Raw genomic sequence first — 26,794 nt, 5'->3', positions numbered from 1 at the left:
AGGCGGGGCAGACCACATGAGCAGCGTCGCCCACGAAGTCACCCATCATGCCACTGCGTTGGCAGGCACCGTCAGCCTCACCTACGATGCGCGTCTTTTGCGGCGCAAACGGCTTGTCACCGATAGTGGCGAGCCGTTTCTTGTCGATCTGGCGCAGACCACATCGGTCAATGCGGGCGAGGCCTTTGTTCTGCAAGATGGCAGACAAATCGGCGTGGTTGCCGCAGACGAGCCGCTGATGCGCGTCACAGGTGATCTGGTGCGACTTGCGTGGCATGTCGGCAACCGGCACGCGCCCTGTGCGATCACCGAGGACGGTCTGGTCTTGCAGCGCGAAAAGGTCATGCGCGCGATGCTTGAACAACTCCATGCCACGGTCACCGACTTTGACGGCCCCTTTACACCCGAGGGCGGTGCCTATGGGCACGGCCGCACGATGGGACACGACCACAGCCATTCCCATGCGTGACGACGCGCTTTTGACGCTGACGCAGTGGTTGTCTCCGGCCTATCCGGTCGGGGCTTTCGCTTGGTCGCATGGGCTGGAACGTGCGGTCGGGCGTGGCGATGTTACGAGCGCCGCCGATCTGCGCGACTGGTTGACCAATGTGCTTGAAAATGGGGCAGGGCGGTCTGATGCGATCTTGCTTTGTGCCGCACATGGGGCCGATGACGTGGCAGCGATTGCAGAATTGGCCGCAGCGCTTGCGCCATCACAAGAACGGCGGATGGAAACGCTCCAGCAGGGGGCGGCATTTGCCGCGACAACACGGGCGGTCTGGCACATTGATCTGCCAGATATGGCCTATCCTGTTGCTGTTGGCCGGGCTGCTGGGCTCGTTGGTCTTCCTGTTCTGCCCACCGTGCAACTCTGGTTGCAAGCCTTCGCCAGCAATCTTGTGCAAGCCGCCCAACGGCTGATGCCGCTTGGCCAGACCGAAGGGCAGCGTATTCTGGCAGCACTTGCGCCTGTCTGTATCCAGATCGGGACCGAGGCCAGCACAGCATCGCTTGACGATATCGGGAGTGCGACCTTTGCCGTAGATACGGCATCAATGCAGCACGCGGCGCAATATTCGCGTATCTTCAGGTCATGACGATTCTTTTGACTGCTCTTCTGTCGTTGATCGCGGCAATGCATCTGGCATGGGCGTTCCATATCTGGATTCCCATCCGGGACGAAGTCCAGCTTGCCCATGCGGTCGTCGGTGCCAAGGGCGTCACACGGATGCCGGGGACCATCCCCTGCCTGCTGGTTGCGGGCAGTCTGGCTATTGTGATTGCGGCGCTCTGGATGCCATCAGTGACTATCGCGCGCGTTGTGCTTTGGCTCGCGGCCCTTGTCTTTGCCGGACGCGGGCTCATTGCCTATGCAGGTCTTTGGCGCAAGATGACGCCGGAAGAACCCTTTGCAACCTATGACCAGCGGTATTATGGCCCGCTCTGCCTTGTGCTGGCCGCGGGTCTGCTTTTCACTTTGATCGGAGGATAGGCGATGTCGCCAAACGGACCTTTGCGTGTTGGAATCGGCGGTCCTGTGGGTGCCGGTAAAACCACATTGACCGCCAATCTGGCCCGCTTGCTCAAGGATCACATCAGCCTTGGGGTGATCACCAATGACATCTACACGCAAGAGGATGCCGAGGCGCTGATGCGCATGCAGATCCTGCCCGATGATCGGGTCATGGGGGTCGAAACCGGGGGATGCCCGCATACAGCGATCCGCGAAGATGCCTCGATCAATCTGGCGGCAGTTGCGGAGATGCGCGCGCGGCATGCTGATCTGGAACTGATCCTGATCGAAAGCGGCGGTGACAATCTGTCGGCGACCTTCAGCCCCGAACTGGCCGATGTGACGGTCTATGTGATCGACGTTGCCGCAGGCGAGGAAATTCCCCGCAAGGGCGGCCCTGCGATCACCCGGTCGGATATTCTAGTGATCAACAAGACTGACCTTGCGCCCCATGTCGGTGCCTCGCTTGAGGTGATGGCGCGGGACGCGGCACGCATGCGCGGCGACCTGCCCGTTGTCTTCGCGAGCTTGCGACACGGCAAGGGTGTGGATGAGATCAGCAAGCTGATCCGCGAAATCGGCGGGCTTTAGCCTTTACTTGCTATATGGACTTGTCCGGCTCGATTCCGGTAAAGTCATTGACACGCTTTTTGTAAATTTTTAGCTGTGATTGACAAATTGCCGCAGCCAAGTTCACGGCGACTTGGATTCACAACCTTTTTCGCCATGATGCCGATCGAGGATGCCGCGAACCAAAGTTTCGCGCCACACAAAGAATATCAAGGGGGGACACGCCATGACCGATCAACCAGCCGGAACATTTCCACCATCCGCCGCCATGGCCGCAGGGGCGCATGCCGACAAAGCGAAATATGATGCGATGTATGCCGCCTCGATCAACGATCCAGACGGGTTCTGGGCCGAACATGGCAAGCGTGTCGACTGGATCAAGCCCTTTACCAAGGTCAAGAACACCAGCTTTGCCCCCGGCAATGTCGACATCAAATGGTTCGAGGATGGCACGCTGAACGTCAGCGCCAACTGCATTGACCGGCATCTGGCCACGCGCGGCGACCAGACCGCGATCATCTGGGAGCCCGACAGTCCCGATGACGAAGCCTTGCATATCACCTACAAGATGCTGCACGAAAAAACCTCGCTGATGGCCAATGTGCTCAAGGAACTGGGCGTGGGCAAAGGTGATCGCGTTGTGCTTTACATGCCGATGATACCTGAAGCGGCCTATGCGATGCTGGCCTGTACGCGGATCGGGGCAATCCATTCTATCGTTTTCGCCGGTTTCTCGGCCGAGGCGCTGGGCGCCCGGATCAATGCCTGCGACGCCAAAGTGGTGATCACCTCTGATGGCGCACCGCGCGGCGGGCGGATAACGAACCTCAAGGATAGCGTGAATCAGGCTCTGCTACATGACTATGACAGCGTGAAATGTCTGGTCGTCAAACGGACCGGCCAGCAGATCGCATGGCGTCCCGAGTGTGATTACTGGCTGCACGAGATGGAAGCCAAGGTCAGCGCCGACTGCCCCCCCGAGGAAATGAACGCCGAAGACCCGTTGTTCATCCTCTATACCTCCGGCTCAACCGGCCAGCCCAAGGGCGTTGTCCATTCCACCGGCGGCTATCTCGTCTATGCGGCGATGACGCATCAATACACGTTTGATTATCATGACGGCGACGTCTTCTGGTGTACGGCAGACGTGGGCTGGGTCACCGGTCACAGCTATATCGTCTATGGCCCGCTGGCCAATGGCGCCACCACACTGATGTTCGAAGGCGTGCCAACCTATCCGGATGCGGGCCGGTTCTGGCAGGTCTGCGAAAAGCACAAGGTGAACCAGTTCTACACAGCCCCTACCGCCATTCGTGCGCTGATGGCGCATGGCAACGGGCCTGTCGAGAAGTATGACCTTTCCAGCATTAAGGTGCTGGGCACCGTGGGCGAACCGATCAACCCCGAAGCCTGGAACTGGTACAATGATGTTGTCGGCAAGGGCAAAGCGCCGATTGTCGATACGTGGTGGCAGACCGAAACGGGCGGCCATCTGCTGACGCCGCTGCCTGGTGCGACAGCGACCAAGCCGGGATCTGCGACCTTGCCGTTCTTCGGTATCCAGCCAGTGATTTTGGAGCCAACAACGGGCGCGGAAATCAACGACACGGCTGCCGAAGGCGTGCTGTGCATCAAGGACAGCTGGCCTGCCCAGATGCGCACCGTCTGGGGCGACCATGAACGGTTCGAGAAGACCTATTTTGCGGACTACAAGAACTACTATTTCACCGGCGATGGCTGCCGTCGTGACGCTGATGGCTACTACTGGATCACAGGCCGCGTTGATGACGTGATCAACGTCTCGGGTCATAGGATGGGTACAGCAGAGGTCGAAAGCGCACTGGTCGCTCATGCGAAGGTGGCCGAGGCTGCCGTGGTCGGTTATCCGCACAAAATCAAGGGGCAGGGGATTTATGCCTATGTCACCTTGATGAACGGTCAGACGCCGACAGAAGAGCTGCGCAAAGAACTCGAGGTCTGGGTGCGCAACGAGATTGGCCCGATTGCGAAACCTGACCTGATCCAATGGGCGCCGGGCCTGCCCAAGACTCGCTCTGGCAAGATCATGCGGCGCATCCTGCGCAAGATCGCCGAGGATGATTTCGGCGCATTGGGCGATACGTCAACGCTCGCTGATCCGTCGGTCGTGGATGACCTGATCGAGAACCGGATGAACCGGGGCTAATGTCCGGAATACAATTATCTGAAAGCCGCGCAGTCATGCGCGGCTTTCTTCGTGTCAGGCGTCTACGCGAGTAAAAAGTGACCCTCTGACAAGAGCCTTTTCCCGCCCCATTTCGAAGTTATCGCAAGAGTTGATGGATTTTGGTTCGCTCTTTGGTTCAATTCCATCCGTCATTCGGGCAAAAACCCGCCACGGGATCGGCGGGGCCTCTCTACGATCCCAGTCCGCAAGATCTTCAAGAGATTTGACGGGATCACGTGTCGCCACGTTAGAGGGCGCCGCGAGAACGCCAGTTCCTAGTCCCCTTTTCGGAGGGGATTACCGCATGACCCGACCCTTCCCAATGAATTCCACAATCAACCGCGCTTGTCGTTTGTGAGGCCGATCCGCTCCGCTTTGACTTAGGATGGAAAGCGCCGTTCCTTGGGTCGACGTTCGCTGCCATGTGCTGCGTATTGTGCATGCAAAATGGCAAAGAGCCTTCGGTAGGCCGCCCTATGCCTGTTCCGCATGTTCAGTCCGGCAAAGACTGGCTGTGCAATTTCAGGGGCGTCTGCGACAAGGGCGTAATTGCCCGTTTGCACCAGCGCCGCAGCCGAATGCCGCAGCACATAGGCACTGCCTGAAAGAGACGTCAACAAGTCCACCATGGCCGCGTTCTGGCCGATGGATAAAGACACATGCGTAAATTCGGGCAACAAAGCTGCATGGGCATGCGCAAAAGCTGGCGAATAATTGGCGAGGATATAGCGGTCTTTGTCCAGCTGTGCCAAGCGGGTCGCTTCGCTTGAAACCATCACATAGTGGACCTCTCCCAGAGTTTCAAAATACAAGTCCGGTTGCACCTTCGGCGAATAGAGAACGGCTATATCTTGCAGTCCAGAAATCAAATCAGAACACATTTGACTGGAATAGTCGGCCTCGAACAGAAAGGTGGTATTGGGCAGAAAACCCCTGAACTCTTCGATCAACTGTTTGATCCCAAGCCCGACCAGATCATGTTGCAAGCCGATCCGCATCGTGATGCCAGCTAGCGCGGTATCGCGCGTCGCATTCAACGCTCTGGTCCAATCATGCCGCAAGCTGCGTGCATGTGGCTCGAACCGCAGGCCCTGCGTTGTAAGCGCGGTCCCGGACCGCGATCTTTGGAATAGCCTTACACCGACAACAGCCTCTAGCGCTTTAATCCGCCCAGACACAGTCGATTGGGTCACGCCCAATCGGTCGGCGGTCTGGTTGAAGCTTTTGGTTTCACAAAGATCAAGAAAGGTTTCGATGAGTTCAATCTGCATGGGCATAGAATGCACTAATCGGAAATGCCGATCAATAATAACCGGATGGGCAGATTGATCAGAGATCAGCACAGGAGAATACTCTGTCAGCGACAACGGAGTTTCCAGCATGACCGAAACCATTACCAGATCGGCCCGTAGCGGCGGCCGTGCCGCACGCGTGGCATTGCGCAGCGCGCCTTTGACCGAGGATATGCGTCCTGTCCGGCCAGGCATGTCGGGGGGGCAATATAAACCGCTCAGCGATGCAGATGTCCTGCGGATCCACCTCTCTGCGCTTGATGCGCTGGAACAGATTGGTCTGTCGCAAGCTCCGCCCTCGGGCATCGAGATCATGACAAAGGCGGGAGCTATCCTTGGCGATGATGGCCGTCTGCGGTTTCCGCGTGCCTTGGTCGAGGACATGCTGGCGAAGGCTGCACGCAATATCACCTTGTTCGGGCGTGATCCCAAGCATGATCTGCATCTTTCGGGCAGCAAGGTTCACTTTGGCACAGCGGGTGCCGCAGTGCATGTCGTTGATGTTGAAACCAATACGTACCGCGAAAGCACCGCACAGGACTTGCATGATGCGGCAAAGCTCACCCATGCGCTTGATAACATCCATTTCTTCCAACGGGCCATGGTTGCGCGTGATATCACCGATAACCTCGAGATGGATCTGAACACGATCTATGCATGCTGTGCAGGGACAACCAAACACGTCGGGACCTCCTTCAGCGACCCCTCCCATGTGGCCCCAGGCATGGAGATGCTGCACCGTATCGCGGGCGGTGAAGCTGCATGGCGCGCGCGGCCTTTCGTATCGAACTCGAATTGCTTTGTCGTCCCGCCGATGAAATTCGCCGAGGAAAGCTGCATCGCGATGGAATCATGCATTCGCGCGGGCATGCCGATCCTGTTGCTCTCAGCAGGGCAGGCCGGCGCGACCGCTCCTGCGCCTATTGCACTGGCGATTGTCCAAGCGGTGGCGGAATGTCTGGCAGGCGTGGTCTATGTGAACGCAATGGCGCCCGGCCATCCGGCGGTCTTTGGCACTTGGCCCTTTGTGTCTGATCTGCGCACCGGTGCGATGTCCGGTGGTTCGGCAGAGCAGGCTCTGCTTACCGCAGGCTGCGCCCAAATGCATCGGTTCTATGACTTGCCGGGTGGTGCGGCTGCGGGCATTTCGGACTCCAAGCTGCCAGATATGCAGGCGGGCTGGGAAACGGGGATGACCAATGCTCTGGCAGGATTGTCCGGCCTCAACATGGTCTATGAAGCGGCGGGCATGCATGCGTCGCTCTTGGGTTTCTGTCTTGAATCGCTTGTTCTGGGCGATGATATCCTTGGTCAGGTCATGCGGATGGTCCGCGGGATTGACGTGACCGAAGACAGCACATCCATCGAAGCGATGAAGGCTGTCTGTCTTGGTGGGCCGGGGCATTATCTTGGGTCGGATCAGACGCTTAAGTTGATGCAGACCGAATATATCTATCCAACGCTGGGAAACCGCATGAGCCCGAAGGAATGGAACGAAGCCGACCGCCCGATCCTGATCGACAAGGCGATTGCCCGCAAGAATGACATCTTGCAGAAAGCCAAATTGCAGGTCGATCCCGCATTGGATGCAGCGATCCGCGCTGACTACAATATCTACTTCATTTAAGGACCGCATCATGCACTACGGTTATATTGGCCAAGGCAATCTGGGCGCGAATTGCACGGCATGTCTGCTGCGCGCAGGCATGACGGTCACCGTGACAGACATCAACCGCGACGCGGCAGCGGCGGCCTTGGCGGCGGGGGCCAGTTGGGCGGACAGTCCTGCCGAACTGGCCGCACAAGTCGATCATGTGATCACCTGCCTGCCCTCTCCGGCTGTGTCCGAGCGTGTCGCAGGCCAAATGCTGCCTGCAATGCGCGACGGTGCGCATTGGATCGAGATGTCAACCTTGGGGCGGGATGAGGTCCTCGCCTTTGCCGGGATGGCGGCGAAACATAATGTCCGCTTGATGGAGCTTCCGGTCACCGGTGGTGTGCACCTTGCAGCCCAAGGCAACATCACGATGCTCGCGGGCGGCGACAAGGACATGTTTGATCTGCACTTGCCCGCCCTCAAGGCGATGGGCAATCAGGTCTTTCACATGGGCCCGCTCGGGTCTGCCTCGGTCATCAAGGTGATCACGAATATGCTGGCCTTTATCCACCTCAAGGCCTGTGGAGAGGCGCTGATGCTGGCCAAGCGTGGCGGGCTGGACCTTGCGCAAGCTTGGCATGCGATCAAGGCATCATCGGGAACATCATTCGTGCATGAAACCGAAGGCGCATTGGTTTTGAACGGCTCTTATGACGTGGCCTTCAACATTGATCTCGCTCTCAAGGATTTGGGCTTTGCCATGGGCTTTGGCCGTGAATTCGAGGTCCCGCTGGAACTGGCGGCGGCGACCCAGCAAACCTATGTTGCAGCGCGTGCGGCCTATGGCGGCGATGCACAATCCCCGATGATCGTGAAATTATTGGAGGATCTGCTGGGAACCGATCTGCGCGCAGAGGGCTTTCCGGCGCGCTTGACCTAAACGGTTTTCATCGCCTCGGCAAAGAATGGCAGCCATGCTTCCAAGACTTTGTCGGGGTGCTGCTCGGCCACATAATGCCCGCCCGGCAAAGCCCAGCCCTGCACGTCATCTGCACGTTCGCGCCACAGCGCCAAACAATCAAAATGCGCTTCGATCGCGCCATCCCGTCCCCAAAGCGCCAAAAGCGGCATTTGCAGTTTGCTGGGGTCCGCATCATCATGGGCAATGTCGATTGAAGCCGCCGCACGGTAGTCCTCGCAAGCACCGTGGATTGCCTCTGCCGCGTTGAAACAAGTCAGATATTCATCCAGCGCTTGCTGCGCAAAAGGCGCGAGACCCGCTGCACCCGCGCCGACCTTGGTGAGCAAATAGTAATCAGGGTCAGCCCCGATCAGCCTTTCGGGAAAAGGATGCGGCAAAGTCAGCCAGTACCAATGCCAATAGGTATGCGCAAAACTGCTGTCCGCCTCGCGGTACATTTCGCGGGTGGGGGCGATATCAAGCACGGAAAGCGCGATGACACGGGCAGGGTGGTCGGCAGCCAGCCGGTGTGCTACGCGCCCACCCCGATCATGCGCGCCGATCAGGAAGCGCTGATGTCCCAGATGATCCATCAAGGCCAGCATGTCCGCGCCCATCGCCCGCTTGGAATAGGGCGTATGGTCCGCGTCGGTCTTTGGCTTCAAAGACCGTCCATACCCGCGCAAATCGGGGCAAATCACCTGATAGGATTTGGCCAACTCCGGTACAACCGCGTGCCACATTGCAGAAGTCTGCGGGTAGCCGTGAAGCAAAAGAAGCGGTGGCCCTTCGCCGCCGGTGCGGTAAAATACGGCACCGTCAGGCCCGTCAAAATATTGTTCCGTGAAGCCGGAAAAGAACGGGTCAGCCAAAGGTGCCTTTTGCGCAATCGGATGCATTAGCCGAAAATCGCCCGCCAAGAGCTATGCACCGCACCGATGTTGTTGGCCGGATAGGCGATCAGGACAACATCCTCGTCTGCCAATGCCAGTGCGGCTGCCGTGCCATCCTCGAGTGCACCATCAAAACAGATCAACTGAGGGCCATCATCGGCATTGAGGGTCTTTTTCTGCCTTGCCTGAAAGGCTGCGACTTGTGTTTCCCAGATTGTTTGCAGCGTATCAAAATCCCCGAAGGTTGCGACGATCTCATCGTCCACGACGTGCAACACTGCGGAAAAAGCCGACTTGTTGGTATTCAGAAAACGACCCATCGGCGTCTGGGGTGCTTGGTCTGTTTCGACCTGCCAAATCTCTGCTAGCCCTTGGGCCGATATGCCGCGCTCACCGCCGGTGCCAAAAGGCTCTGGCGCAAGGCTACGGACAGTCAGGCGGTTTGCTGAACTGCAGATAGAGGAAATCAGGTCAGCCACAGCCAGCAAGAGATCGGGTTCTTCGCGCGAGACGGTCTTGCCGATAACGTCCTCTGCACCCATGGAAGAAACAGCCAGCACGCCGCGCAACCTGCGTCCAGCGACGATCAGATTGATCTTCTGTGTGTCGGCGGTGAATTCCAGGTTTCGCTCAAGCACGGTATCGTCAATTTCGGCCAATACACTGTCCAAAGGTGCAGGCGACCCGCCTTGCGAGATCACGCGGGAACCCGCTTCAAAGACCACGTCTTGGGCAGTCAAAGCAGATATCTTTTGTGCCAAAGCGTTCAAATCGCTCATCAACCTGTTTCCAGCTTCGGGTTTCTCTTCATGCAGCGCTACTGATGCGATCTATACAGGCACGGGCATCCGCAAGAAAGGCGCCCGCGTCAACTGTAGGCGCACAGATACAGCAAAGTACATCATTCGGTTCATCTTCGGCGCGCAGAAATATCCGAACGCTCGACTTGCTTGCAACAAGAGCAGAATTGCTTTGTTTAAGGCCGATCGCGAGCTTTCCATTAGCCCCTAACAGCAGCGAAGCTTCTGCACAGAGATCATCAAGCACCTCTCGGCGGCGATTCGAACTGGAATCGGTTACAAGGATCATTTGCGTAGACAGATCAGCGAAAGCAATTGTGTTACAGCTTTCATACTTCTCCCGCAAAGCGTCCAACTCATTAACAACCATTTATGGCCTGCTTTGTTTTTACATCAGACACGACTAAGGCAATTGCGCAGGTTATGAAACCCTCTGCATCCATTGCAATCAAGAAGTACGGATTATTCGGTTCGCTTCAGATGAGGTTTCTACGACAGGTCCACCGGTTGCGACGCCCCGTTGGGTTCTGCTGCTATCAGGGGACCGCTCGATCCGACGAGGGGTGACAGGCTCCACGAAAGCCGCTGGTACATCAGATATGCTGGCCAGATTATAAAGCGGAACCTCGGACCGGGAGGTGATCTCGGCGAGCTTTTCGATCATGTCGATCAGATACTCCGTGAACGGCCCTGCGCCACTTGCATCCCAAAGCGCTGGATCTTCGCCAGCCTTGATCGCCTGAAGGAGTGACACAGGAAAGATGCCGCCGAACTGGCCTTGGGTTTCCTTGCGTACCCGCTTGATCACCCGGCCACGGTCTTTCTCGTTTGTCAGCTTGTCAAAGCGCGTAATCAGCAAGACCGCATTCTCGCGCACCGAAGCAGGCATATCTTCCCAGACGGCGGCTTCTGACTGGCGCCATGCTTGCGTCGCATGGGTACACCAGATGACGGTATCCACCTCTGGCAGCATCCGTTCCCAGACGCTGGACGACATGTTGGGATCAGAGATGCCCGGGAAATCGATCAGGTCACAGACTTCCAGAATATCAGCTTCAAGGAAGAGCTGGATATAGCGCGTCTCGTGAACAGGAATATCTTCTAGATTTGCGATTGAAACAGGTTCTGTCGTGCCATCAACGTTAACCCGGAAAGGCGCATCTGTGCCATGGGTCAACCAGACCGGAGACAGACGTGTGGCAGTCACCTTTTCCGGAAGTGGCCGCGCGCCCAACAAAAGGTTGGACAGGGTGCTCTTGCCCGCACTGAATTCGCCCATCAAGGCGATCCGCGGCTTGCGTGGCCCTCCAACTTCCAGAGCGTCGTCGCTCATAATGCCGCTCCTTTTCCTTCAGAATGCTTTGGATCGCTGAGTTCTTCGAAAATATAGTCGAAAAGCTCGTCACGCTCTTGCTGGGCAGTGATGCCGAAAATATCTTCCAGATCATCAAAAGCAATTTCGGATTTGTTACTGATGTCCGTCAGAATTGCGCGCTGTTCGCTCAAGAATTCCCGAAGCTCTTTTTCGGCCGTCATGCGGATATCCTCCGCTTGCCGTACTTTAAGCTCGTCAACGATTGGCGCGGTTTCGGCTTCGATCAGGTCATAAAAGCCACTCGCAAATGCGCGATAGCCTTTGCGCCGCTTCCACCATCCCTTCCACCAGGATGACTGAAGGTCGAGCGCGATTGTTTGTCCCAAAGAAACGGGCGCCGGAATTTCAGGTGCAGCCGGCGGTGTGATCGAGAAATTCTCAACATCGACGCCAAATGCGGCCCTGTAGGTTTCGGCCAGATCAGAGGCTGCTCCACCATAAACCTGTTGGCAGGCCGAAGACACATTGCGACGCATCACCTGATAGCTCGTGCGCAAGAGCATCCGCAAACCATCTGGGCTGTACTGCCAGATCTCATCTTCGCCATTGGTTTCGAGGTGCTGGAGAAGTGACTCCAAAGCGCGATCAAGAAAGCGCTTGTGCGATTGCTCCACGCGCGATCCGAACTGTTGGAAAACGATATCCAGCCTGTCGTTCAGGAATTTGAGGTTGTCCGCTTCAAGTTTATCCAAGTGTTTTTGCAATGTGGCTGGCGCCATGATCTCGAGCGTGTCGCCTTCCAGCCGCATGGAAACAACCGCGTTGGACGCCCGAACACCACCAACCAGATTGAGTGCCCGCTTGCGGCATGCCGACAGAATTTCGGCGCCAGGTCCTTCTGATATCCTTTCGGAAATAGCTTGGTACAGCTCCGGAACGCCGGACAGATGCCAAACAAGCTCGTTCGTTGCCATGCCGGATGTTTCCGCACTCAGCGCGGCCTCGGCCCAGTTGAACATGGCCTCTGCACTGTCCTCGACGATGTCTTCAAGGTCGGGACCCAAGGCCATATTCGCCCAATACGCGCTCCCGAATATCACCTGCGGATTTTCTGGTCCGTTGTTGTCGATCAGGGTCTGCAAGATACTGTCACGGATTTCGGGAACCTGCTCGGCGGGATTGGAAAGTTCATCGATCCGGTTGACGAAAATGATGACTTCGCGGGCCTTCACGTTAGAGATGAGGCGGATCAGGCCCATATCCATCGAACTCAGCGCCTGATGGGCAGACAGAACAACCACACAGATACGACTGTCGCGCAGCGCATTGATCGTGATCTGTTCGCGCATCATGAAGGTATCGTTCACGCCCGGTGTATCGCGCAGACATAGCGGCATCGGGATTGCTTTGGCTTCTAGATAAAGATCAGCCGATTTCGTGATATCGGCAAAACGCCCTTGCTGATCTTCTTCTTCCAGATCCTCAAAATCGTCGCCCATGCAGACATAACGCTGCACCAAATCATCATTCAATTCGGCGTAGCTGTGTTTCTGCCCGAGTAGCAGTTCAAATTTGCGCCCCAGACGTTGTTTTGTCTTCTCGCGCATATCGGCGATTTGTCGCCGTACTTTCTCAAGTTCATCATCTGCACCGGCCCGTGACGAGAGTTCACCGATTCGGCCACCATTTTCGACAAGGTGATCCCATTCGCCTTGGCTGAAGAATTGGAAGGTTGCCATTGGCGAATCTTCGGGCAGGGGCGTGTTCAGATGGAGCGAAGTGACAACAGAAGTCCACGGATTCACGTCAGCCGGCAATAGCTCTGGACGGCCAACCATCGCATTTACCAAGGACGTTTTGCCCGCCTTGATCTGACCGATCATGGTGATACTTGGCTCGAAAGCCCGTAACTGTTTGATAAGCTTAGCAGCTTTCTTTTCAGCGTCTTGGCCGCCCAGTTTTACGACATCCGCCAGAGTTGCCTCAAGATCGGCCACCTCGTCGTGGAAATCGTCCAACTTTTCGAGACCAAGTCGCATGAAAGGGTGGTGTGCTGCTGGGACTTTGTAGCCATCCCCTTTTGCCAGCTCTTCCATCTTCATTCTTGTCCGTCCTCAATAACCGTCTAAGCACTACCTTTAACAGTAGTTCGCCTCGCCGCCAAATGGCGAGGATAACACACATTTTCTTGCCATAACTGAAACATATACGCAGGGCAAAAGTGTGGCGTACTTGTTAGCGTTTTGCGACTGCTGCCACAATCTAGGCGGCGAGATCAGCCTGCAACTCCCGCTTAATTTGAAGTATTAGGCTGACAGCTTCAAGTGCGGCGCTGTCACGTTTTTCCATCTGCATCAATTGGACAAGATCTGCTGCATCGAATGCAGTGTCTCTGGCCCTTAGCAACGAAGCATCAGTGTCGTCGCCATTCTCATTCAGGTAGTCGCACAACCATTGGATATTCTCGACCGACTGCGCAATCACCTCTGACGGTGCGCTCTCGCCCAGGTCTTGGAGTGCTGCACTCAGATCCTTTGCTTGGTCTTCGATATATTGGATGACGTGCTTGTAGGCCTCACGCGTGGCGGGCTTCAGACCTTCTTGCTCTTCTTCCTGCAATCTTTTCGCCGCCAGCGTCCGGAGACGGGTTATGCCATCAGGCAGGGGCGAGTCTGATGTGGTCGCTGAACCTGATGCCGGTTGGGACGCATCTGGGCTTGATGACAGGGTTGGCGCAACGGGCTCTGGGGTCTCTACAGCGGGGTCTTGCGCAAGAATATCACGGTGCTGGTGCAAAAGGACGTCAGCCATATCAACAGCGGACTGCCGACCAAGTTCAACCTGTTTCAAGACCGCTGAAATAAGCGCAAGACCACCGCTTTCGCGCATCTTGTCTTTATTAACCGAGCCATCCGGCTGCCGCGCTGCGAGCGCGTCCAGTGTCGCAATAGGCAGGATCTGGTTGAATTCGTCTCTTGCTGCATTGCTCACAGCGCCCAAGGTTGCATCCAGCAAGCCCTGCGATGCCAAAGCATCTGCGCGGGTCACCATGCAGAAAGCATGATCCTTGATAAGATCCGGCATCGTTGACCAAATGCGCTGCTCGTCTTCGGTAAAGCTCTGGGTACACCAAAGTGCGACGTCAGACCGCTTTGATGCCCATTGACTGGCGCGGTGGATAGCGTTCACATCATTGGGCGCGACGACTTCCAGCACTGAAATCTTGGCAAGTGCGGGCAGTGGCATTTGCATCTCTACAAACACCGGCGAAAGAGCGGCAATCTCTGCTCCGTTCGTCGTTGGCAGCGTTTTTCTTGAGCCGTCGGGCAGTGTGCAAATCGTTTGTGTTGTCTCGCCATAGGTCAGTTGCAGAGTGGGGAGTTGCACACCATCTGTCATGACATCGCTGCCGACCAGCAGGTTCAAAAGTGTTGATTTGCCTGACTCTGGCATACCCATGAGAGCCAGGCGCACAGGCTGCCGCAAACGGTCCAACAGCTTTTGCGCATTGTCCTGAACAGAATCAGGAAGCAAGCCGCTTTCGACGGCTTGCGAGAGCTCTTCCAGAACCCTGATCCCCAGCGATTGATTCGACATCACTTACCTCCGGCGGCTATCTTAGCCGGCGGCGGTGCCGCTTCAACCTCCTGTGTGTTGCTTGTGTCGTCGTTCATAGTGACAGTCTTGAGAGGCTTCACCTCTTTGATCACCGTAGGTTCATCTGATCTCTGCGCGCCAGAGGCGGCAACTTTGTTCTTGTCGTCCAGTGTCACGACACGAGTCATGGTTGATGTTTGCGAATCCACATGCCCGATTGGCTTGGCGCGGATCGCACGGATGACCGGCTTGTTGTGGTTCAGCTTGATCACCGAGAAAGTGCAGTTGTCCTGATCCGGATCTGCCAGCTCCTCGATGGCTTCAAGCAGGTAGCCCGCGATTTCGGCTGACTTCTTGCGCCGGTGACGGTGCAGGATTTTCTGTATCTTGCTGTCTTCCAGATACTGCAATCCGTCACTGGACACGACAACGATATCGCCGACCTGAAGCTCGAAAGGTGTTCTGGGGCAATCAGATTTTGCGACCCGATCTCCAAGAATGACGGAAGTAAGACAGTTGCGATCCGGATGGTTCCTGCCTGCTTCCTCGTCCAGAAGCCCTTGCTTGACCATAAAGTCGATCTGAGGAGCCATCGAGTGGTCCTCGTTCAGTTGGGACATCTTGCCGCCCCGATAGTGGAACAGCGGGCTGTCACCAATCGACATCCAATACATCCGGTTTTCCACCAGGACGACAGAAACGAGCGTTGCGCCCATACCCCGTGTTTCCGGATGCGCTTGCACATGGGATCGAACGATCCCGTTAGCATTCGAAGCCGATTCTGTCAGAAAACGAGGAATCTCGCTTTCGAAATCAGCAAAATTGGCGCTTTCGAACTTGAGCTCGCTATACACTTCAGTCACGACGATCTTGCTCGCCACGTCACCAGCAGCATGTCCACCCATGCCGTCAGCAAGAACGACAAGACCGCTGTCAGACCCAAACGGGAAGTCAGTTACGATTGCGTCCTCTTGGTAGTCTCGCCCGCCCTGACAAATCGCTGAAGCGACATCAAAACGAGGTTCAGGCGATCGCCACATCTTCATCCTCCCCGGTTGAGCCTTCGGCCCAATTGAATGATTTGTCGCACAATGCGACAAAGCGCAAAACGGTTTCACCAATACGGATCACATCGCCGGTTTTCAGCGTTTCGTTGCTGATCAATGGCTTATCGTTCAATCGAACAATATTCGACTTGCCACCATGACCTAACAAGAATTCCTTACTGCTCGGATCATAGACAATCGCCGCGTGGTTCGAGCGCGAGATCGAGTTGTCGCCGAAATCAAGCTGGATAGCCTGATCTTCGCCGCGGCCAATCTGCGACATGCCAGCCAGCAAAGAGAAACTTGCGCCGCGCCCAGGCCCTTCAGCCACGACAATCCAACCGACCGGGAACTTTACGTTCTTTGTTGGTGCCGCCTTTGGCGCATCATTGAAAAGATCGACCACATCACCGTCAGATTTTTCAAATCCGATCAGGCGCGTCTTGGTGCGGCGTGACCGCGCCGGAGACCGTGCTGCAGCAGCGGATGCGATAATTTGAGAAGGCTCCAGCGGTTGCGCGGCCGGCGCAGCCGGCGCGGGCAATTCGGTAGATCCGCCGTCATCTTCCATATCCCAGATGTTTACGGCGGGGGCGACAGGTGGCGTTACCGCCCTGTCTACGGAAACAACACGCACCTGCGCTTTGTCAGACGGAAGCGCATCAAGTGGCGCGGCGTCATCGACCATGGAGCCAATTGTCTCGCGATACGACTGCTCAAGAGACTCGATGCCTTTTGCACGGCGTGCGCCTTCTTCTTTGCGCTTCTTGCCGAGGAGATCACGAATAAACTTCATCTTAGCTACCTTTCCATTTACGTCTCGCGCTGCCGATCCCGAAGGATGTACCGCTGCGATTTTTACTCTTCAGCGCCTTTGTAGGCGAGTGATGCAACCCAAAGGCTGCCTTCTCTTTGCACCGCAAACATGAATTGTTCGGTACCATTTTCAATTTCCCGATCAAGAATCTTCATGAGCGTATCAGGACCATCCACACTTTCGGATGTCGGGATATAGGAGGAGATGACGTCTCCAAGCTGCAAACCGCCATCTTGGCCTTCTGCCAATTCCGCAACGGTCGTTTTCCAATCACCGCCAACGTAGACTGTTTCAAAACGAGAGCCGTCCAACAATTCAACTTGCTGCACAACTGGCAAGATCCAGCCATGTTCCGCAACTTCACCCGATGCAGGATTTCGTGTCTGGAAATTCACTTGAACCGTCGGCGAGAGTTCCGGCCCGGCGGTTTGAGCGCGCAACGCATCCGGGATATCGGAGATTGCATCGACAGGTACGCCATTCACGCCGGTAATGACCAAGCCGGGCTGTACCCAAACCGGTGATACGGGCCCAGCAACCGCGATGATGTTAGACCTTGCACCCGCTGCAACGAAAGGCAGCTGCACGGTCCAGGTGGCCATGACGCTGTCGACCTCAGGAAGAATTTCATTGCCGGGCACAACGGCCGGAATATCGACTTCGAGACCGGCACCAACCGCTTCCACGACATCAGGTGTCGCAGGCAGCGTTACCGCAGCCGTATCGTTATCTGCGAGCGGACGATTGCCACTTTGATCAGGGAAAGCGGCTTCGGCAGCAGGTTCAGAAATGACAGGTCGCGGCGTTTCTACTGGCTCGGGAAGCGGTGTTGGTTCTGGAACAACAGCAACCTCGACGCTTTCAGGACGTGCTTCTGGACGGACCTCTGGTGCCGGCGTTTCGACCGCAACTTCCGGCGCGGCGGTTTCCGCAGGGGTTGGAACGATTGGTTCAGCAACAACTTCTGGCGCTGGCTCTTCGACAGCAACAACTTCTGGTGCAGGCTCTTCGACAGCAACAGCCTCAGGTTCAGCAACCGGCTGCGGCCTGAGGAATGCAGGCAACTCCTGAGTCGGTTCTGGTGTGGCCGCTGGCACGGGCTCGGCAACTGGCGGCACGGGTGTTGCCTCGGCGACAACGGGCGCCGAAGCCTCCGGCGCCGATGTCGTGGCTTGAGGCACCTCGGGCTCATCGCCGCCAGTCATCGTTATAACGCCCACACCAATCAGCAAAGCGATCGCTGCTGCAGATCCAAGCAAAATGGGCATGTTCGATTTTTTTGCAGCGGCAGCGGCAGGTGCAGCGGCAGCCGGCGTTTTCTCGACCGCAGGAGATGATGCGACCTTTAGCGGTGTCACATTGCCTTGACCGCCGTCCATCAGAGCGATCCATTCTTTTGCAGATTGAACACGGTCCTTGGGCAATACCGCCAAGGCTTTGTCCATGGCAGCCAAGAAAGCGTTATCGTAGTCAGGGAACCTTCCGACCAGCGCCTTGTAAGGATCGGGATCGCCCGAGGCGATCGCGGCCAAACGCGCCTGTGAATTTGGCGGAACCTCATTCGCGATCAAGTGATGGAACGATGCAGCCAATGCATAAAGGTCGCTGCTGGGGCTTTGTTCTGACCCAGCAATGTAGAATTCTTGCGGCGAGTAACCATCCTTGACAACCCGCAGCGCTGAAAGCACCCGGCTCTGTTTGGTTGCTTCTTCACGTGCTGCGCCAAAGTCGATCAGCACAGGACGGAAATCCTGATTGATCAGAATATTGTCTGGCGAGATATCCCGGTGCAGGATGCCTTGATCATGAATAAATCCGACCGCACCAAGCACTTCCTTGAGGATGGTTTTAATCTGCGTCGGGGTAAGCCCGTGATTTGGATCCTCAATCGTGTCGAGCAGGTCGCGGCCTTCAACAAAATCAAGCGCCATATAGGCGGTGTCGTTGTCCTCGAAGACCTGATGCACGCCGACAATGTTCGGGTGGTCAAGTTTAGCGAGGCTACGCGCCTCTTGAACGAAGAGCCGGACAATGGACTTCAACTCGTTCTGGTGTGCGCGCGAACGGGCCTGAACAACGTAGCGACTACGCCGGCAGAACGCGCCGGGAAAACATTCCTTGATGACGATCTTCCGGTCAAGGCTGTCACGCGCAAGATAAGTGATGCCAAAGCCGCCTGCGTTCAGGAAGCTTTCGATCGTGTACTGGCCGTGCATCAACTTTGTGCCCGGTTTCAGTTCGTCAACAAAGCCATCCTTGTCGTCAGTCGTTTCTTTCGCCTGTAACTTAGCCATTTGCCTACCCAGCCCTCAAACTTGCTTGCAAAACGGGAGTCCATTTCGCAGTTCTTTTTTGCTCTCATCCAAATTAGGCCAAAAAGTGACGCTAACTTGTTGTTTAGTAGATCGTAATTGCGGTTCTTCCTGCTGATTATCGCATTGCAGCGAAACAGTATCTGACCGAACTTAGCAGATATGTCGCTATTTTAACTGAAAACACATATGTTTTTATTCCTCATGTGTTGAGGGATTACATCAGTCACTCAGTCATCACGTTTTTTCGGATACAACGGGTGTTTGCACAGATTTTTAGCAAATGCGACCCATTACGTCGAAGCACCAACCGTGATTCTCTATCATGAAAATGTAAAGTCGTGCCGATTCTATCAAGGTAATATTAATCGGCGGGCTCTGGTTCCCGTGAAACCCGACTTGTAGCGCCGAACGCAAAGATGCACCATCCGCGTGAGTCCAAAGGGTGCGAACATGACACGTGTATTCATAAACGGTTTTGGCCGAATCGGCCGGACCATGCTCCGTGTACATGCATCTGGCGGATGGCCTGACCTAGAGATTGTCGGGATCAACGACATAGCCGCGCCCGACCTCTGCGCGCATCTCTTTGAATATGACAGTATCTTTGGCCCGTTCCCCGGTCAGGTGCACCTGCAGCAAAATGCGCTTGTTGTCGACGGCAAGTCGATACCCTTGACCCAAACCGACGATCTCAGAACGCTTGATCTTGGGCATGTGGACGTGGTGCTCGAATGTACCGGCAAGGCTGACGACCGCGACATCGCTGCCCGTGGATTGCTGGCAGGTGCGGGGCGGGTGTTAATCTCCGGGCCCTCCGATGCCGCAGACCTGACAGTTGTGCTGGGTGCAAATGATCATCTGCTTGGCGATCAAAGGATCGTTTCGAATGCGTCTTGCACCACAAACGCGCTGGCACCTCTGGTCAAGCTGATCGACGACACTTGGGGCCTGCAGACAGGCTGGATGACCACGATCCATTGTTATACGGGCAGCCAACCGACCATTGACGCCCCGCGCGGGGACATGTTGCGCAGCCGGGCCGCGGCGCTGTCCATGGTGCCAACGACAACCTCGGCGCAGCGCCTGTTGAATGCAGTCCTGCCAGAGATCGCAGGCCGGATCGAAGCCGCAGCCGTCCGCGTACCGGTGGCGTCAGTCTCGGCTGTCGATTTGACCGTGACCTTGGATCGGCCGATAGCACTGGAAGAGGTCCATGCCGTGTTGCGCGCGCAATCAGGGATCATCGGCTGGACCGACAAGCCGCTGGTTTCCACCGATCTGCGGGCAAGGCCGGAAAGCCTGATTGTCTCATTGCCGGAAACACGCGTGACGCAGGGCGGGCTGGTGCGGGTCTTTGGCTGGTACGACAACGAATGGGGCTTTTCCTGCCGGATGCTGGATGTGGCAGGGTTGATGGGGTGAATGCTTCTGACTTGATGATTTTCGAGTGTTGTACAAAACTGAATTATCCGAGGCCCGACGGGGACGGAGAGTAAAGCGCGGGATTTGGAGCAATTTCATGACTGATATCAAGATCGAGTTTTGTCGGATTTTGCCGCCCAAAGAAGAACTCAGCGGGATTTTGTCTCAGTACTACGATCTGATCGTACGCCGGATGCGGGACATGGGCTTGGAAATTGATCTCGCCGCGCCCCAAAGCGCACTTGCTGAGTTTTGGGCACATTCGGACGACTATCTGCCCCCGAAAGGTTGTCTGGTTGTGGCCCGGAAGAACTCAGGAGAGATGGTGGGATGCGGGATGTTGAAGCGCCTTGATGATGAAACTGGCGAACTGAAAAGAATGTTTGTTGCGCAAGACGCCCGTGGCACCGGCATGGGCCGCGCGTTGATCGAAGCGCGCGAAAAAGTGGCGCGCGAGATGGGTTTGAAACGGTTGATCGCGGATACGCTCACACCGAATATCGAAATGCGCAGCCTCTATCCAAAGCTTGGATTTGTCGAATTGGCCGGTCCGATTGAGACGACGACCTACCTTGATCAACCTATGCTTCGCCCACACATGCACTATTTTTCGAAGGACCTTTGAGAACGTACTGCCGTTTGGGACGGCCTCCAAATCTGACGGCTTCGCTGACTTTGGATCTATCTGGTGTTCGTTTGCGGGGCCCTCAGCCAATCCTGTTTGAACAGTCGGCAGTCTTTTTCGGATGACACCTGCGCTTGGTCCACGCGATGGCCGTTCATCCCTTTCCCTTGGCGGTCAGTCGCACTAGGTTACCCAAAACCAATCAAAGGCCTCTCCCCCATGTCCGCAATCGTATCTGTCCGGAACCTGCGTAAAGCTTACGCTGGCGGGTTCGAGGCCCTGAAATCCATCAACCTCGATATCGAAGAAGGCGAGATCCTTGCACTCCTTGGCCCCAATGGGGCGGGGAAGACCACGCTGATCTCGACAATCTGCGGGATCACGGTGCCGACCTCCGGCACGATCACCGTTGGCGGGCATGATACGCAAAGTGATTTTCGTGCGGCGCGGAACCTGATCGGGCTGGTCCCGCAAGAGGTCAGCCTAGAACCCTTCGAGACGGTCATGAGCACGGTCAGCTTTTCACGCGGGCTTTTCGGCAAGCCGCGTGATGACGGCTATATCGAGCGCATCCTCGATCAGCTTTCCTTGGGTGACAAGAAGAACAACAAGGTGATGACCCTATCGGGCGGCATGAAACGGCGCGTTCTGATCGCCAAGGCGCTCAGCCATGAACCGCGTGTCCTGTTCCTTGATGAACCCACCGCCGGTGTCGATGTGGAATTGCGCAAGGACATGTGGGAGGTCGTCGCGGGGCTCAAAGCCTCTGGTGTCACGATTATTCTGACAACCCATTACATCGAAGAGGCCGAAGCGATTGCCGACCGTGTCGGTGTGATCAGCAAAGGAGAAATCCTGCTGATCGAGGACAAGGCACATCTTATGGCGCAGATGGGCAAGAAGCAGCTCAAGATCGAATTGGCGCAAGCGACAGCAACGGTGCCCGATGCGCTTAAGGGGTACGAGCTAAGCCGCGCCGACGATGGGCTGACCCTGACCTATACCTATGACACCAAGGGTGAACGGACTGGCATTACGACCTTGCTGAACGATCTGCAAAAGGCTGGTTTGCAGATGAAGGATATCCGCACCGAGCAAAGCAGTCTGGAAGACATCTTTGTCGGATTGGTAAAGGAAACAGCATGAACCTGCACGCAGTCCGCACCATCTATGTCACCGAGATGCGCCGGTTTTTCCGGACCATCATGCAAAGTTTGATCTCGCCCGTGCTGTCCACATCGCTTTACTTCGTGGTTTTCGGCGCCGCCATCGGCAGCCGGATCGACACCGTGGAAGGGGTCAGCTATGGCGCGTTCATCGTGCCCGGTCTGATCATGCTGTCGGTGATGACGCAGGCCACGACAAACGCCAGCTTTGGTATCTACTTCCCCAAGTTTATCGGCACGATCTATGAATTGCTGTCGGCCCCCGTCAGTTTTCTGGAAATCGTGGCGGGTTATGTCGGTGCGGCGGCAACCAAAGCCCTGTTTATCGGTGTCATCATCCTGATTACGGCGTTCTTCTTTGTGGACATCCAGATCGCGCATCCTGTGGCGATGGTGGCGTTCCTGATTTTGACCTGCTTCAGCTTTGCTCTTTTAGGGTTCATCATCGGCATCTGGGCGGGCAACTTCGAGCAACTCCAGATCATCCCCTTGTTGATCATCACACCGCTGGTGTTTCTGGGGGGCTCATTTTATTCCATCACGATGCTGCCGCCTGTCTGGCAAACCATCACCCTTTTCAATCCGGTGGTCTATCTGATCAGTGGTTTCCGCTGGTCCTTTTTCGGCACAGCCGATGTTGGCATCGCCTTTTCGCTGTTTGCTATCGCGCTCTTTACGGGGATTTGTCTGACGGTCATCTGGTGGATTTTCCGCACCGGCTGGCGGATCAGGCAATAACCCTTGTGCGTCGTCGCTGAAGGCCTAAGTACACTGGCATGAAACGCTTTATCCCTTTTATGAAATCCGATCCCTTCGTTGCCGTGATCCGGCTGCAAGGGGCGATTGCAAATTCGGCGCGCGGCTTGGACAATCCCGGCCTTGCTCCCGTCATTGAAAAAGCCTTTTCCAAGGGCAAGCCGGCCGCTGTCGCGCTGGAAATAAACTGTCCCGGCGGTTCGCCGGTGCAGTCCTCGCTCATTGCCTCGCGGATCCGGCGATTGGCTGACGAAAAGAAAATCCCTGTCTTCGCCTTTGTCGAGGATGTGGCGGCCTCTGGTGGCTATTGGCTGGCCTGTGCCGCAGACGAAATTTTCGTTGATAGCTGTTCGATTACAGGGTCTATCGGTGTGATCAGTTCAGGTTTCGGGGCGCATACCGCGATCGAGAAAATCGGAATCGAACGGCGGGTGCATACGGCAGGGAAATCCAAGTCGATGATGGACCCGTTCAAACCGGAAAAGCCTGCCGATGTGAAAAAGCTCAAGGGCTGGCTCGAAGACCTGCACGCGACCTTTATCGACTATGTCAAATCGCGGCGCGGGACCAAACTGTCAGATGATCCCGATCTGTTCACCGGCGAGGTCTTTATCGGCCAAAAAGGGATCGACGCCGGACTGGCCGACGGAATCGGCCATCTGGCGCCAGTGATGAAAGAGCGCTTTGGCGACAAGGTGCAGTTCCGCCGCTACGGGCAAAAGAGATCCATTCTTGACCGTTTTGGTGCGAGGATCGTCGACGATGCGGTTTCCGGCATCGAAGAACGGGCCGCATTCGCGAGGTTCGGCCTGTGATCCTCAAGGCGATCTTTGGTTTTCTGGCCTTCATGCTGATCTTGGCGATCTTCGGGAAATGGCGGTTTCCGGGCCAACAAAGACTGGCCGACGCCAAATGCCCCAAATGCCTGCGCTACCGGATCGGCAAGGGCCCGTGCCAATGCGAAAAGCCGCGTAAATGAGAGCGCTTGTCACCGGCGCAGGGGCGCGGCTTGGTCAGGCCATGGCGCTCTATCTGGGGCAGCGGGGCTATGATGTCGCCGTGCACTACGCCGGGTCCGAGGCGGGCGCGTCCGAGACTGTGGCCCAGCTTGCAGCGCTGGGCCGTCACGGGGTTGCCCTGCAAGCGGATCTACTGGACGAAGATGCAAGCCAGGCGCTTGTCGGTGACGCGGTTGCAGCACTAGGCGGCCCGCTGACCTGTCTGATCAACAACGCGTCGATCTTTGAATATGACAACATCAGCAATGCGACCCGCAAGAGCTGGGACCGGCATATTGAATCGAACCTGCGCGCCCCCTTCGTACTGACCCAGCATTTTGCAGCCCAAGTGCCAGACCCGCTGATGGACGCGCAGGGCGAACCGATAGCCCAAGGGCTGGTGATCAACATGCTTGATCAGCGGGTGCATAAACTGACGCCCGAATTCATGAGCTATACCATTGCCAAGATGGGGCTTTGGGCGATGACACGCACCACAGCCCAAGCGCTTGCCCCGCGTGTGCGGGTCAATGGCATCGGCCCGGGCCCGACCTTGCAGGGGCATCGCCAAAGCAAAGATCACTTTGACCGCCAACGCGCCGCCACCGTTCTGAAGCGAGGCGCAAACCCTGCTGATATCACTGCAGCGCTGGGTTACTTCCTTGATGCACCTGCCGTGACGGGCCAAATGCTGGCCGTTGATGGGGGTCAACATCTGGCTTGGGAAACACCGGATGTGCTGGGATTGGAATGATCGACCTCAAAAGTTGTGCACCTGCGCCAATCGTCATTCACAGAACTGTCATAAATGAACTAGTTTTCAAGGCGTTAAGGATTCGTAAATTAATTTTATCAATGATTTCAATGGTCTGTAAAATCGCCTAATTTTAAGGCAAACTGGTGAAGCCCGCAAAATACAACGGAAAATTCTGTGTCTTTGCGATTAACCCACCGACTTATCCACAGAAACAGTGGATGCCTTTCCTCTTGTCCTTGGTGCATTACCATTGCAGCCAATACAGAATCACAGACCGGATCAAATGACGGAAGAACAGATCACGACACCCAAGACAGGTTATGACCTGATCCAAGGGTATCTGCGCAGTCTCGATGCGTCGCCGGGGGTCTACAGGATGCTCGATGCGGACAGCCGCGTGCTTTATGTTGGCAAGGCACGCAACCTCAAGGCGCGAGTCAGCAATTACTCCCGTCCAGGCAACCATTCGCCGCGGATCGCACGGATGATCCGCGAAACAGCGTCGATGATGTTTCTGACCACACGGACAGAGACCGAGGCCTTGCTGCTTGAACAGAACCTGATCAAACAGCTCAAGCCGCGTTACAACGTGCTGCTGCGCGACGACAAATCCTTTCCCAATATCCTTGTCGCCAAGGACCATGCCTTTCCGATGATCAAGAAACATCGCGGCGCGAAAACCCAAAAAGGTGACTATTACGGTCCCTTCGCCGGTGCCGGTGCCGTCAATCGCACCTTGAATCAGTTGCAACGGGTTTTCCTGCTTCGGAACTGTTCCGACAGCGATTTCGAAACCCGCACGCGGCCCTGTCTGCAATACCAGATCAAGCGCTGTTCGGGGCCTTGCTGTGGTTTGATATCGCCCACCGACTATGGCGCATCGGTGCGCGATGCCGAAAAGTTCCTGCAAGGCCGCACCAAGGGCATCCAAGAGGCCCTGGCCCAGCAAATGCAGGACGCCAGCGCCGCGATGGAATTTGAACGCGCCGCCGCCTTGCGCGACCGGATCAAGGCCCTGACACAGGTGCAGTCGGCCCAAGGAATCAACCCGCAAAATACGGCAGAGGCGGATGTCATCGCGCTGCATACCGACGGCGGGCAGGCCTGCGTGCAGGTATTCTTCATCCGCGCCCATCAAAACTGGGGCAACCACGATTATTACCCGCGTATCAGTGGCGACGAGGACCTGTCCGAAGTCATGGAGGCTTTCGTCGGCCAGTTCTATTCAACCCGCGAGCCACCTCGCCTGCTGATCCTGTCGCATGGGTTGGATAACGATGATCTGATGACCGCAGCGCTGACCGAAAAGGCCGGTCGCAAGATCGAGATCACGATCCCCCAGCGTGGCGAAAAGGCCGAACTGGTGCAATCTGCCCTGCGCAACGCCCGCGAAAGTCTCGCGCGCAAGATGTCGGAAACTGCCACGCAGGGACGCTTGCTGAAAGGTCTGGCCGAAGCCTTTGATCTGCCACGCGTCCCGCAGCGGATCGAGGTCTATGACAACTCGCATATTCAAGGTGCCCATGCGGTGGGTGCGATGATCGTGGCTGGCCCCGAAGGGTTCGACAAGAACCAGTACCGCAAATTCAACATCCGTGGTGAAGACCTGACCCCCGGCGATGACTTTGGCATGATGAAAGAGGTGCTGACCCGCAGGTTCCAGCGTCTGTTGAAAGAAGACCCCGAGCGGACCCAAGGCACTTGGCCGGACCTGTTGCTGATTGACGGCGGCCAAGGGCAGGTCAGTGCTGTGCGCGAAATCATGGATGCGCTGGGCGTCAGCGATATCCCGATGGTTGGCGTGGCCAAAGGCCTCGACCGCGATGCCGGTAAAGAGGAATTCCACCGCACCGGCAAACCGGTCATGGCGCTGCGCCACAATGATCCTGTGCTTTATTTTATCCAGCGGATGCGTGACGAGGTGCACCGCTTTGCCATCGGCACCCATCGTGCAAAACGGTCCAAGGCGATCGGCGCAACACCTTTGGACGATGTGCCGGGCGTCGGGGCGACACGGAAACGGGCGCTCTTGGCGCATTTCGGATCGGCCAAGGCCGTGGCCCGCGCGAACCTCGCGGACCTGAAAGCGGTGGAGGGCGTGTCAGGGAATATGGCGCAGGCGATCTACGACTATTTCCACGAGAATGG

The 26,794-nt window shown here is 56.4% G+C and carries 25 protein-coding genes; 15 read left to right on the top strand and 10 right to left on the bottom strand.

Features of this window, described 5'->3' with window-relative positions; genetic code table 11:
• The first annotated feature begins 16 nt into the window (after positions 1 to 16).
• The 5 genes from NWQ23_RS11175 (at position 17) to acs (ending at position 4,268) form a co-directional block, all read left to right on the top strand.
• Positions 17 to 469, top strand: a complete 453-nt coding sequence (locus NWQ23_RS11175; RefSeq protein WP_306166436.1) for an urease accessory protein UreE — start codon at positions 17 to 19, stop codon at positions 467 to 469.
• A complete protein-coding gene (locus NWQ23_RS11170) occupies positions 420 to 1,097 on the top strand; it encodes an urease accessory protein UreF (RefSeq protein WP_306166435.1) in 678 nt (225 codons plus the stop codon). Before NWQ23_RS11175 ends, NWQ23_RS11170 begins: the two co-directional genes overlap by 50 nt.
• The gene (locus tag NWQ23_RS11165) at positions 1,094 to 1,492 is read left to right on the top strand and encodes a DUF3995 domain-containing protein (RefSeq protein ID WP_306166434.1); all 399 of its coding nucleotides are present in this window, start codon (positions 1,094 to 1,096) and stop codon (positions 1,490 to 1,492) included. Before NWQ23_RS11170 ends, NWQ23_RS11165 begins: the two co-directional genes overlap by 4 nt.
• 3 nt (positions 1,493 to 1,495) lie before the next feature.
• Positions 1,496 to 2,104, top strand: coding sequence for an urease accessory protein UreG (gene ureG / locus NWQ23_RS11160; protein WP_306166433.1), 609 nt, complete (start codon positions 1,496 to 1,498; stop codon positions 2,102 to 2,104).
• Between the two features lie 205 nt (positions 2,105 to 2,309).
• Positions 2,310 to 4,268: an acetate--CoA ligase gene (acs, locus tag NWQ23_RS11155; RefSeq protein ID WP_306166432.1), complete on the top strand. Its 1,959-nt coding sequence runs from the start codon at positions 2,310 to 2,312 to the stop codon at positions 4,266 to 4,268.
• Between the two features lie 401 nt (positions 4,269 to 4,669).
• On the opposite strand, the gene NWQ23_RS11150 is transcribed toward acs, so the two are convergent.
• Entirely contained in the window at positions 4,670 to 5,560 is an 891-nt protein-coding gene (locus tag NWQ23_RS11150) for a LysR family transcriptional regulator (protein ID WP_306166431.1), read from the bottom strand.
• Positions 5,561 to 5,669: 109 nt separating this feature from the next.
• Between NWQ23_RS11150 and NWQ23_RS11145 the strand changes: the two genes are divergently transcribed.
• Entirely contained in the window at positions 5,670 to 7,208 is a 1,539-nt protein-coding gene (locus NWQ23_RS11145) for a trimethylamine methyltransferase family protein (protein ID WP_306166430.1), read from the top strand.
• A gap of 10 nt (positions 7,209 to 7,218) precedes the next feature.
• Complete coding sequence (locus NWQ23_RS11140) at positions 7,219 to 8,118, top strand: NAD(P)-dependent oxidoreductase (protein WP_306166429.1); 900 nt, start codon at positions 7,219 to 7,221, stop codon at positions 8,116 to 8,118.
• Here NWQ23_RS11140 and NWQ23_RS11135 read toward each other — a convergent pair.
• The 9 genes from NWQ23_RS11135 to NWQ23_RS11095 form a co-directional block, all read right to left on the bottom strand.
• Complete coding sequence (locus tag NWQ23_RS11135) at positions 8,115 to 9,038, bottom strand: alpha/beta fold hydrolase (protein ID WP_306166428.1); 924 nt, start codon at positions 9,036 to 9,038, stop codon at positions 8,115 to 8,117. The two genes, NWQ23_RS11140 and NWQ23_RS11135, sit on opposite strands and share 4 nt — an antisense overlap.
• Positions 9,038 to 9,811 (bottom strand): hypothetical protein, encoded by a 774-nt coding sequence (locus NWQ23_RS11130; RefSeq protein WP_306166427.1) that lies wholly within the window; start codon positions 9,809 to 9,811, stop codon positions 9,038 to 9,040. The genes NWQ23_RS11135 and NWQ23_RS11130 overlap by 1 nt, the downstream gene beginning before the upstream one ends.
• Positions 9,812 to 9,839: 28 nt before the next feature.
• Positions 9,840 to 10,202: a hypothetical protein gene (locus NWQ23_RS11125; RefSeq protein ID WP_306166426.1), complete on the bottom strand. Its 363-nt coding sequence runs from the start codon at positions 10,200 to 10,202 to the stop codon at positions 9,840 to 9,842.
• 78 nt (positions 10,203 to 10,280) lie between these two features.
• Positions 10,281 to 11,165 carry a dynamin family protein gene (locus NWQ23_RS11120; protein ID WP_306166425.1) on the bottom strand — a complete coding sequence of 295 codons (885 nt, stop codon included), beginning with the start codon at positions 11,163 to 11,165 and terminating at the stop codon, positions 10,281 to 10,283.
• On the bottom strand, positions 11,162 to 13,249 hold the full coding sequence (locus tag NWQ23_RS11115) for a dynamin family protein (RefSeq protein WP_306166424.1): 2,088 nt from the start codon (positions 13,247 to 13,249) through the stop codon (positions 11,162 to 11,164). Before NWQ23_RS11115 ends, NWQ23_RS11120 begins: the two co-directional genes overlap by 4 nt.
• Positions 13,250 to 13,409: 160 nt before the next feature.
• Entirely contained in the window at positions 13,410 to 14,744 is a 1,335-nt protein-coding gene (locus NWQ23_RS11110) for a GTPase (protein WP_306166423.1), read from the bottom strand.
• A complete protein-coding gene (locus tag NWQ23_RS11105; RefSeq protein WP_306166422.1) occupies positions 14,744 to 15,844 on the bottom strand; it encodes a PP2C family serine/threonine-protein phosphatase in 1,101 nt (366 codons plus the stop codon). The genes NWQ23_RS11110 and NWQ23_RS11105 overlap by 1 nt, the downstream gene beginning before the upstream one ends.
• Positions 15,768 to 16,586 (bottom strand): FHA domain-containing protein, encoded by an 819-nt coding sequence (locus NWQ23_RS11100; RefSeq protein ID WP_306166421.1) that lies wholly within the window; start codon positions 16,584 to 16,586, stop codon positions 15,768 to 15,770. The genes NWQ23_RS11105 and NWQ23_RS11100 overlap by 77 nt, the downstream gene beginning before the upstream one ends.
• 62 nt (positions 16,587 to 16,648) lie before the next feature.
• Entirely contained in the window at positions 16,649 to 18,901 is a 2,253-nt protein-coding gene (locus NWQ23_RS11095) for a serine/threonine protein kinase (protein WP_306166420.1), read from the bottom strand.
• A 471-nt stretch (positions 18,902 to 19,372) separates the two neighbouring features.
• On the opposite strand from NWQ23_RS11095, the gene NWQ23_RS11090 reads away from it, so the two are divergent.
• From NWQ23_RS11090 to uvrC, 8 genes are all read left to right on the top strand, one after another.
• Positions 19,373 to 20,344, top strand: a complete 972-nt coding sequence (locus NWQ23_RS11090) for a type I glyceraldehyde-3-phosphate dehydrogenase (RefSeq protein ID WP_306166419.1) — start codon at positions 19,373 to 19,375, stop codon at positions 20,342 to 20,344.
• A 97-nt stretch (positions 20,345 to 20,441) separates the two neighbouring features.
• The gene (locus NWQ23_RS11085; protein ID WP_306166418.1) at positions 20,442 to 20,969 is read left to right on the top strand and encodes a GNAT family N-acetyltransferase; all 528 of its coding nucleotides are present in this window, start codon (positions 20,442 to 20,444) and stop codon (positions 20,967 to 20,969) included.
• Between the two features lie 219 nt (positions 20,970 to 21,188).
• Positions 21,189 to 22,115, top strand: coding sequence for an ABC transporter ATP-binding protein (locus NWQ23_RS11080; protein WP_306166417.1), 927 nt, complete (start codon positions 21,189 to 21,191; stop codon positions 22,113 to 22,115).
• A complete protein-coding gene (locus NWQ23_RS11075) occupies positions 22,112 to 22,873 on the top strand; it encodes an ABC transporter permease (RefSeq protein WP_306166416.1) in 762 nt (253 codons plus the stop codon). The genes NWQ23_RS11080 and NWQ23_RS11075 overlap by 4 nt, the downstream gene beginning before the upstream one ends.
• Before the next feature lie 38 nt (positions 22,874 to 22,911).
• Positions 22,912 to 23,706: a S49 family peptidase gene (locus NWQ23_RS11070; RefSeq protein ID WP_306166415.1), complete on the top strand. Its 795-nt coding sequence runs from the start codon at positions 22,912 to 22,914 to the stop codon at positions 23,704 to 23,706.
• Positions 23,703 to 23,870, top strand: coding sequence for a hypothetical protein (locus NWQ23_RS11065; protein ID WP_306166414.1), 168 nt, complete (start codon positions 23,703 to 23,705; stop codon positions 23,868 to 23,870). Before NWQ23_RS11070 ends, NWQ23_RS11065 begins: the two co-directional genes overlap by 4 nt.
• Positions 23,867 to 24,643, top strand: coding sequence for an SDR family oxidoreductase (locus NWQ23_RS11060; protein WP_306166413.1), 777 nt, complete (start codon positions 23,867 to 23,869; stop codon positions 24,641 to 24,643). The genes NWQ23_RS11065 and NWQ23_RS11060 overlap by 4 nt, the downstream gene beginning before the upstream one ends.
• A 286-nt stretch (positions 24,644 to 24,929) precedes the next feature.
• The coding region (gene uvrC / locus NWQ23_RS11055; protein WP_306166412.1) for an excinuclease ABC subunit UvrC at positions 24,930 to 26,794 on the top strand (1,865 nt) is incomplete at its 3' end.

The organism is Yoonia sp., from assembly GCF_030731595.1.
In the GTDB taxonomy this organism is placed as follows: Bacteria; Pseudomonadota; Alphaproteobacteria; order Rhodobacterales; family Rhodobacteraceae; genus Yoonia.
Note: the sequence above shows the minus strand (reverse complement) of the source record. Positions and strands in the feature narration are given on the sequence as shown.

Coding starts and splice junctions, on each gene's coding strand:
- NWQ23_RS11175 (WP_306166436.1), top strand. CDS start 17: ATGAGCAGCGTCGCCCACGAAGTCACCCATCATGCCACTGCGTTGGCA.
- NWQ23_RS11170 (WP_306166435.1), top strand. CDS start 420: ATGGGCACGGCCGCACGATGGGACACGACCACAGCCATTCCCATGCGT.
- NWQ23_RS11165 (WP_306166434.1), top strand. CDS start 1,094: ATGACGATTCTTTTGACTGCTCTTCTGTCGTTGATCGCGGCAATGCAT.
- ureG (WP_306166433.1), top strand. CDS start 1,496: ATGTCGCCAAACGGACCTTTGCGTGTTGGAATCGGCGGTCCTGTGGGT.
- acs (WP_306166432.1), top strand. CDS start 2,310: ATGACCGATCAACCAGCCGGAACATTTCCACCATCCGCCGCCATGGCC.
- NWQ23_RS11150 (WP_306166431.1), bottom strand. CDS start 5,560: ATGCAGATTGAACTCATCGAAACCTTTCTTGATCTTTGTGAAACCAAA.
- NWQ23_RS11145 (WP_306166430.1), top strand. CDS start 5,670: ATGACCGAAACCATTACCAGATCGGCCCGTAGCGGCGGCCGTGCCGCA.
- NWQ23_RS11140 (WP_306166429.1), top strand. CDS start 7,219: ATGCACTACGGTTATATTGGCCAAGGCAATCTGGGCGCGAATTGCACG.
- NWQ23_RS11135 (WP_306166428.1), bottom strand. CDS start 9,038: ATGCATCCGATTGCGCAAAAGGCACCTTTGGCTGACCCGTTCTTTTCC.
- NWQ23_RS11130 (WP_306166427.1), bottom strand. CDS start 9,811: ATGAGCGATTTGAACGCTTTGGCACAAAAGATATCTGCTTTGACTGCC.
- NWQ23_RS11125 (WP_306166426.1), bottom strand. CDS start 10,202: ATGGTTGTTAATGAGTTGGACGCTTTGCGGGAGAAGTATGAAAGCTGT.
- NWQ23_RS11120 (WP_306166425.1), bottom strand. CDS start 11,165: ATGAGCGACGACGCTCTGGAAGTTGGAGGGCCACGCAAGCCGCGGATC.
- NWQ23_RS11115 (WP_306166424.1), bottom strand. CDS start 13,249: ATGAAGATGGAAGAGCTGGCAAAAGGGGATGGCTACAAAGTCCCAGCA.
- NWQ23_RS11110 (WP_306166423.1), bottom strand. CDS start 14,744: ATGTCGAATCAATCGCTGGGGATCAGGGTTCTGGAAGAGCTCTCGCAA.
- NWQ23_RS11100 (WP_306166421.1), bottom strand. CDS start 16,586: ATGAAGTTTATTCGTGATCTCCTCGGCAAGAAGCGCAAAGAAGAAGGC.
- NWQ23_RS11095 (WP_306166420.1), bottom strand. CDS start 18,901: ATGGCTAAGTTACAGGCGAAAGAAACGACTGACGACAAGGATGGCTTT.
- NWQ23_RS11090 (WP_306166419.1), top strand. CDS start 19,373: ATGACACGTGTATTCATAAACGGTTTTGGCCGAATCGGCCGGACCATG.
- NWQ23_RS11085 (WP_306166418.1), top strand. CDS start 20,442: ATGACTGATATCAAGATCGAGTTTTGTCGGATTTTGCCGCCCAAAGAA.
- NWQ23_RS11080 (WP_306166417.1), top strand. CDS start 21,189: ATGTCCGCAATCGTATCTGTCCGGAACCTGCGTAAAGCTTACGCTGGC.
- NWQ23_RS11075 (WP_306166416.1), top strand. CDS start 22,112: ATGAACCTGCACGCAGTCCGCACCATCTATGTCACCGAGATGCGCCGG.
- NWQ23_RS11070 (WP_306166415.1), top strand. CDS start 22,912: ATGAAACGCTTTATCCCTTTTATGAAATCCGATCCCTTCGTTGCCGTG.
- NWQ23_RS11060 (WP_306166413.1), top strand. CDS start 23,867: ATGAGAGCGCTTGTCACCGGCGCAGGGGCGCGGCTTGGTCAGGCCATG.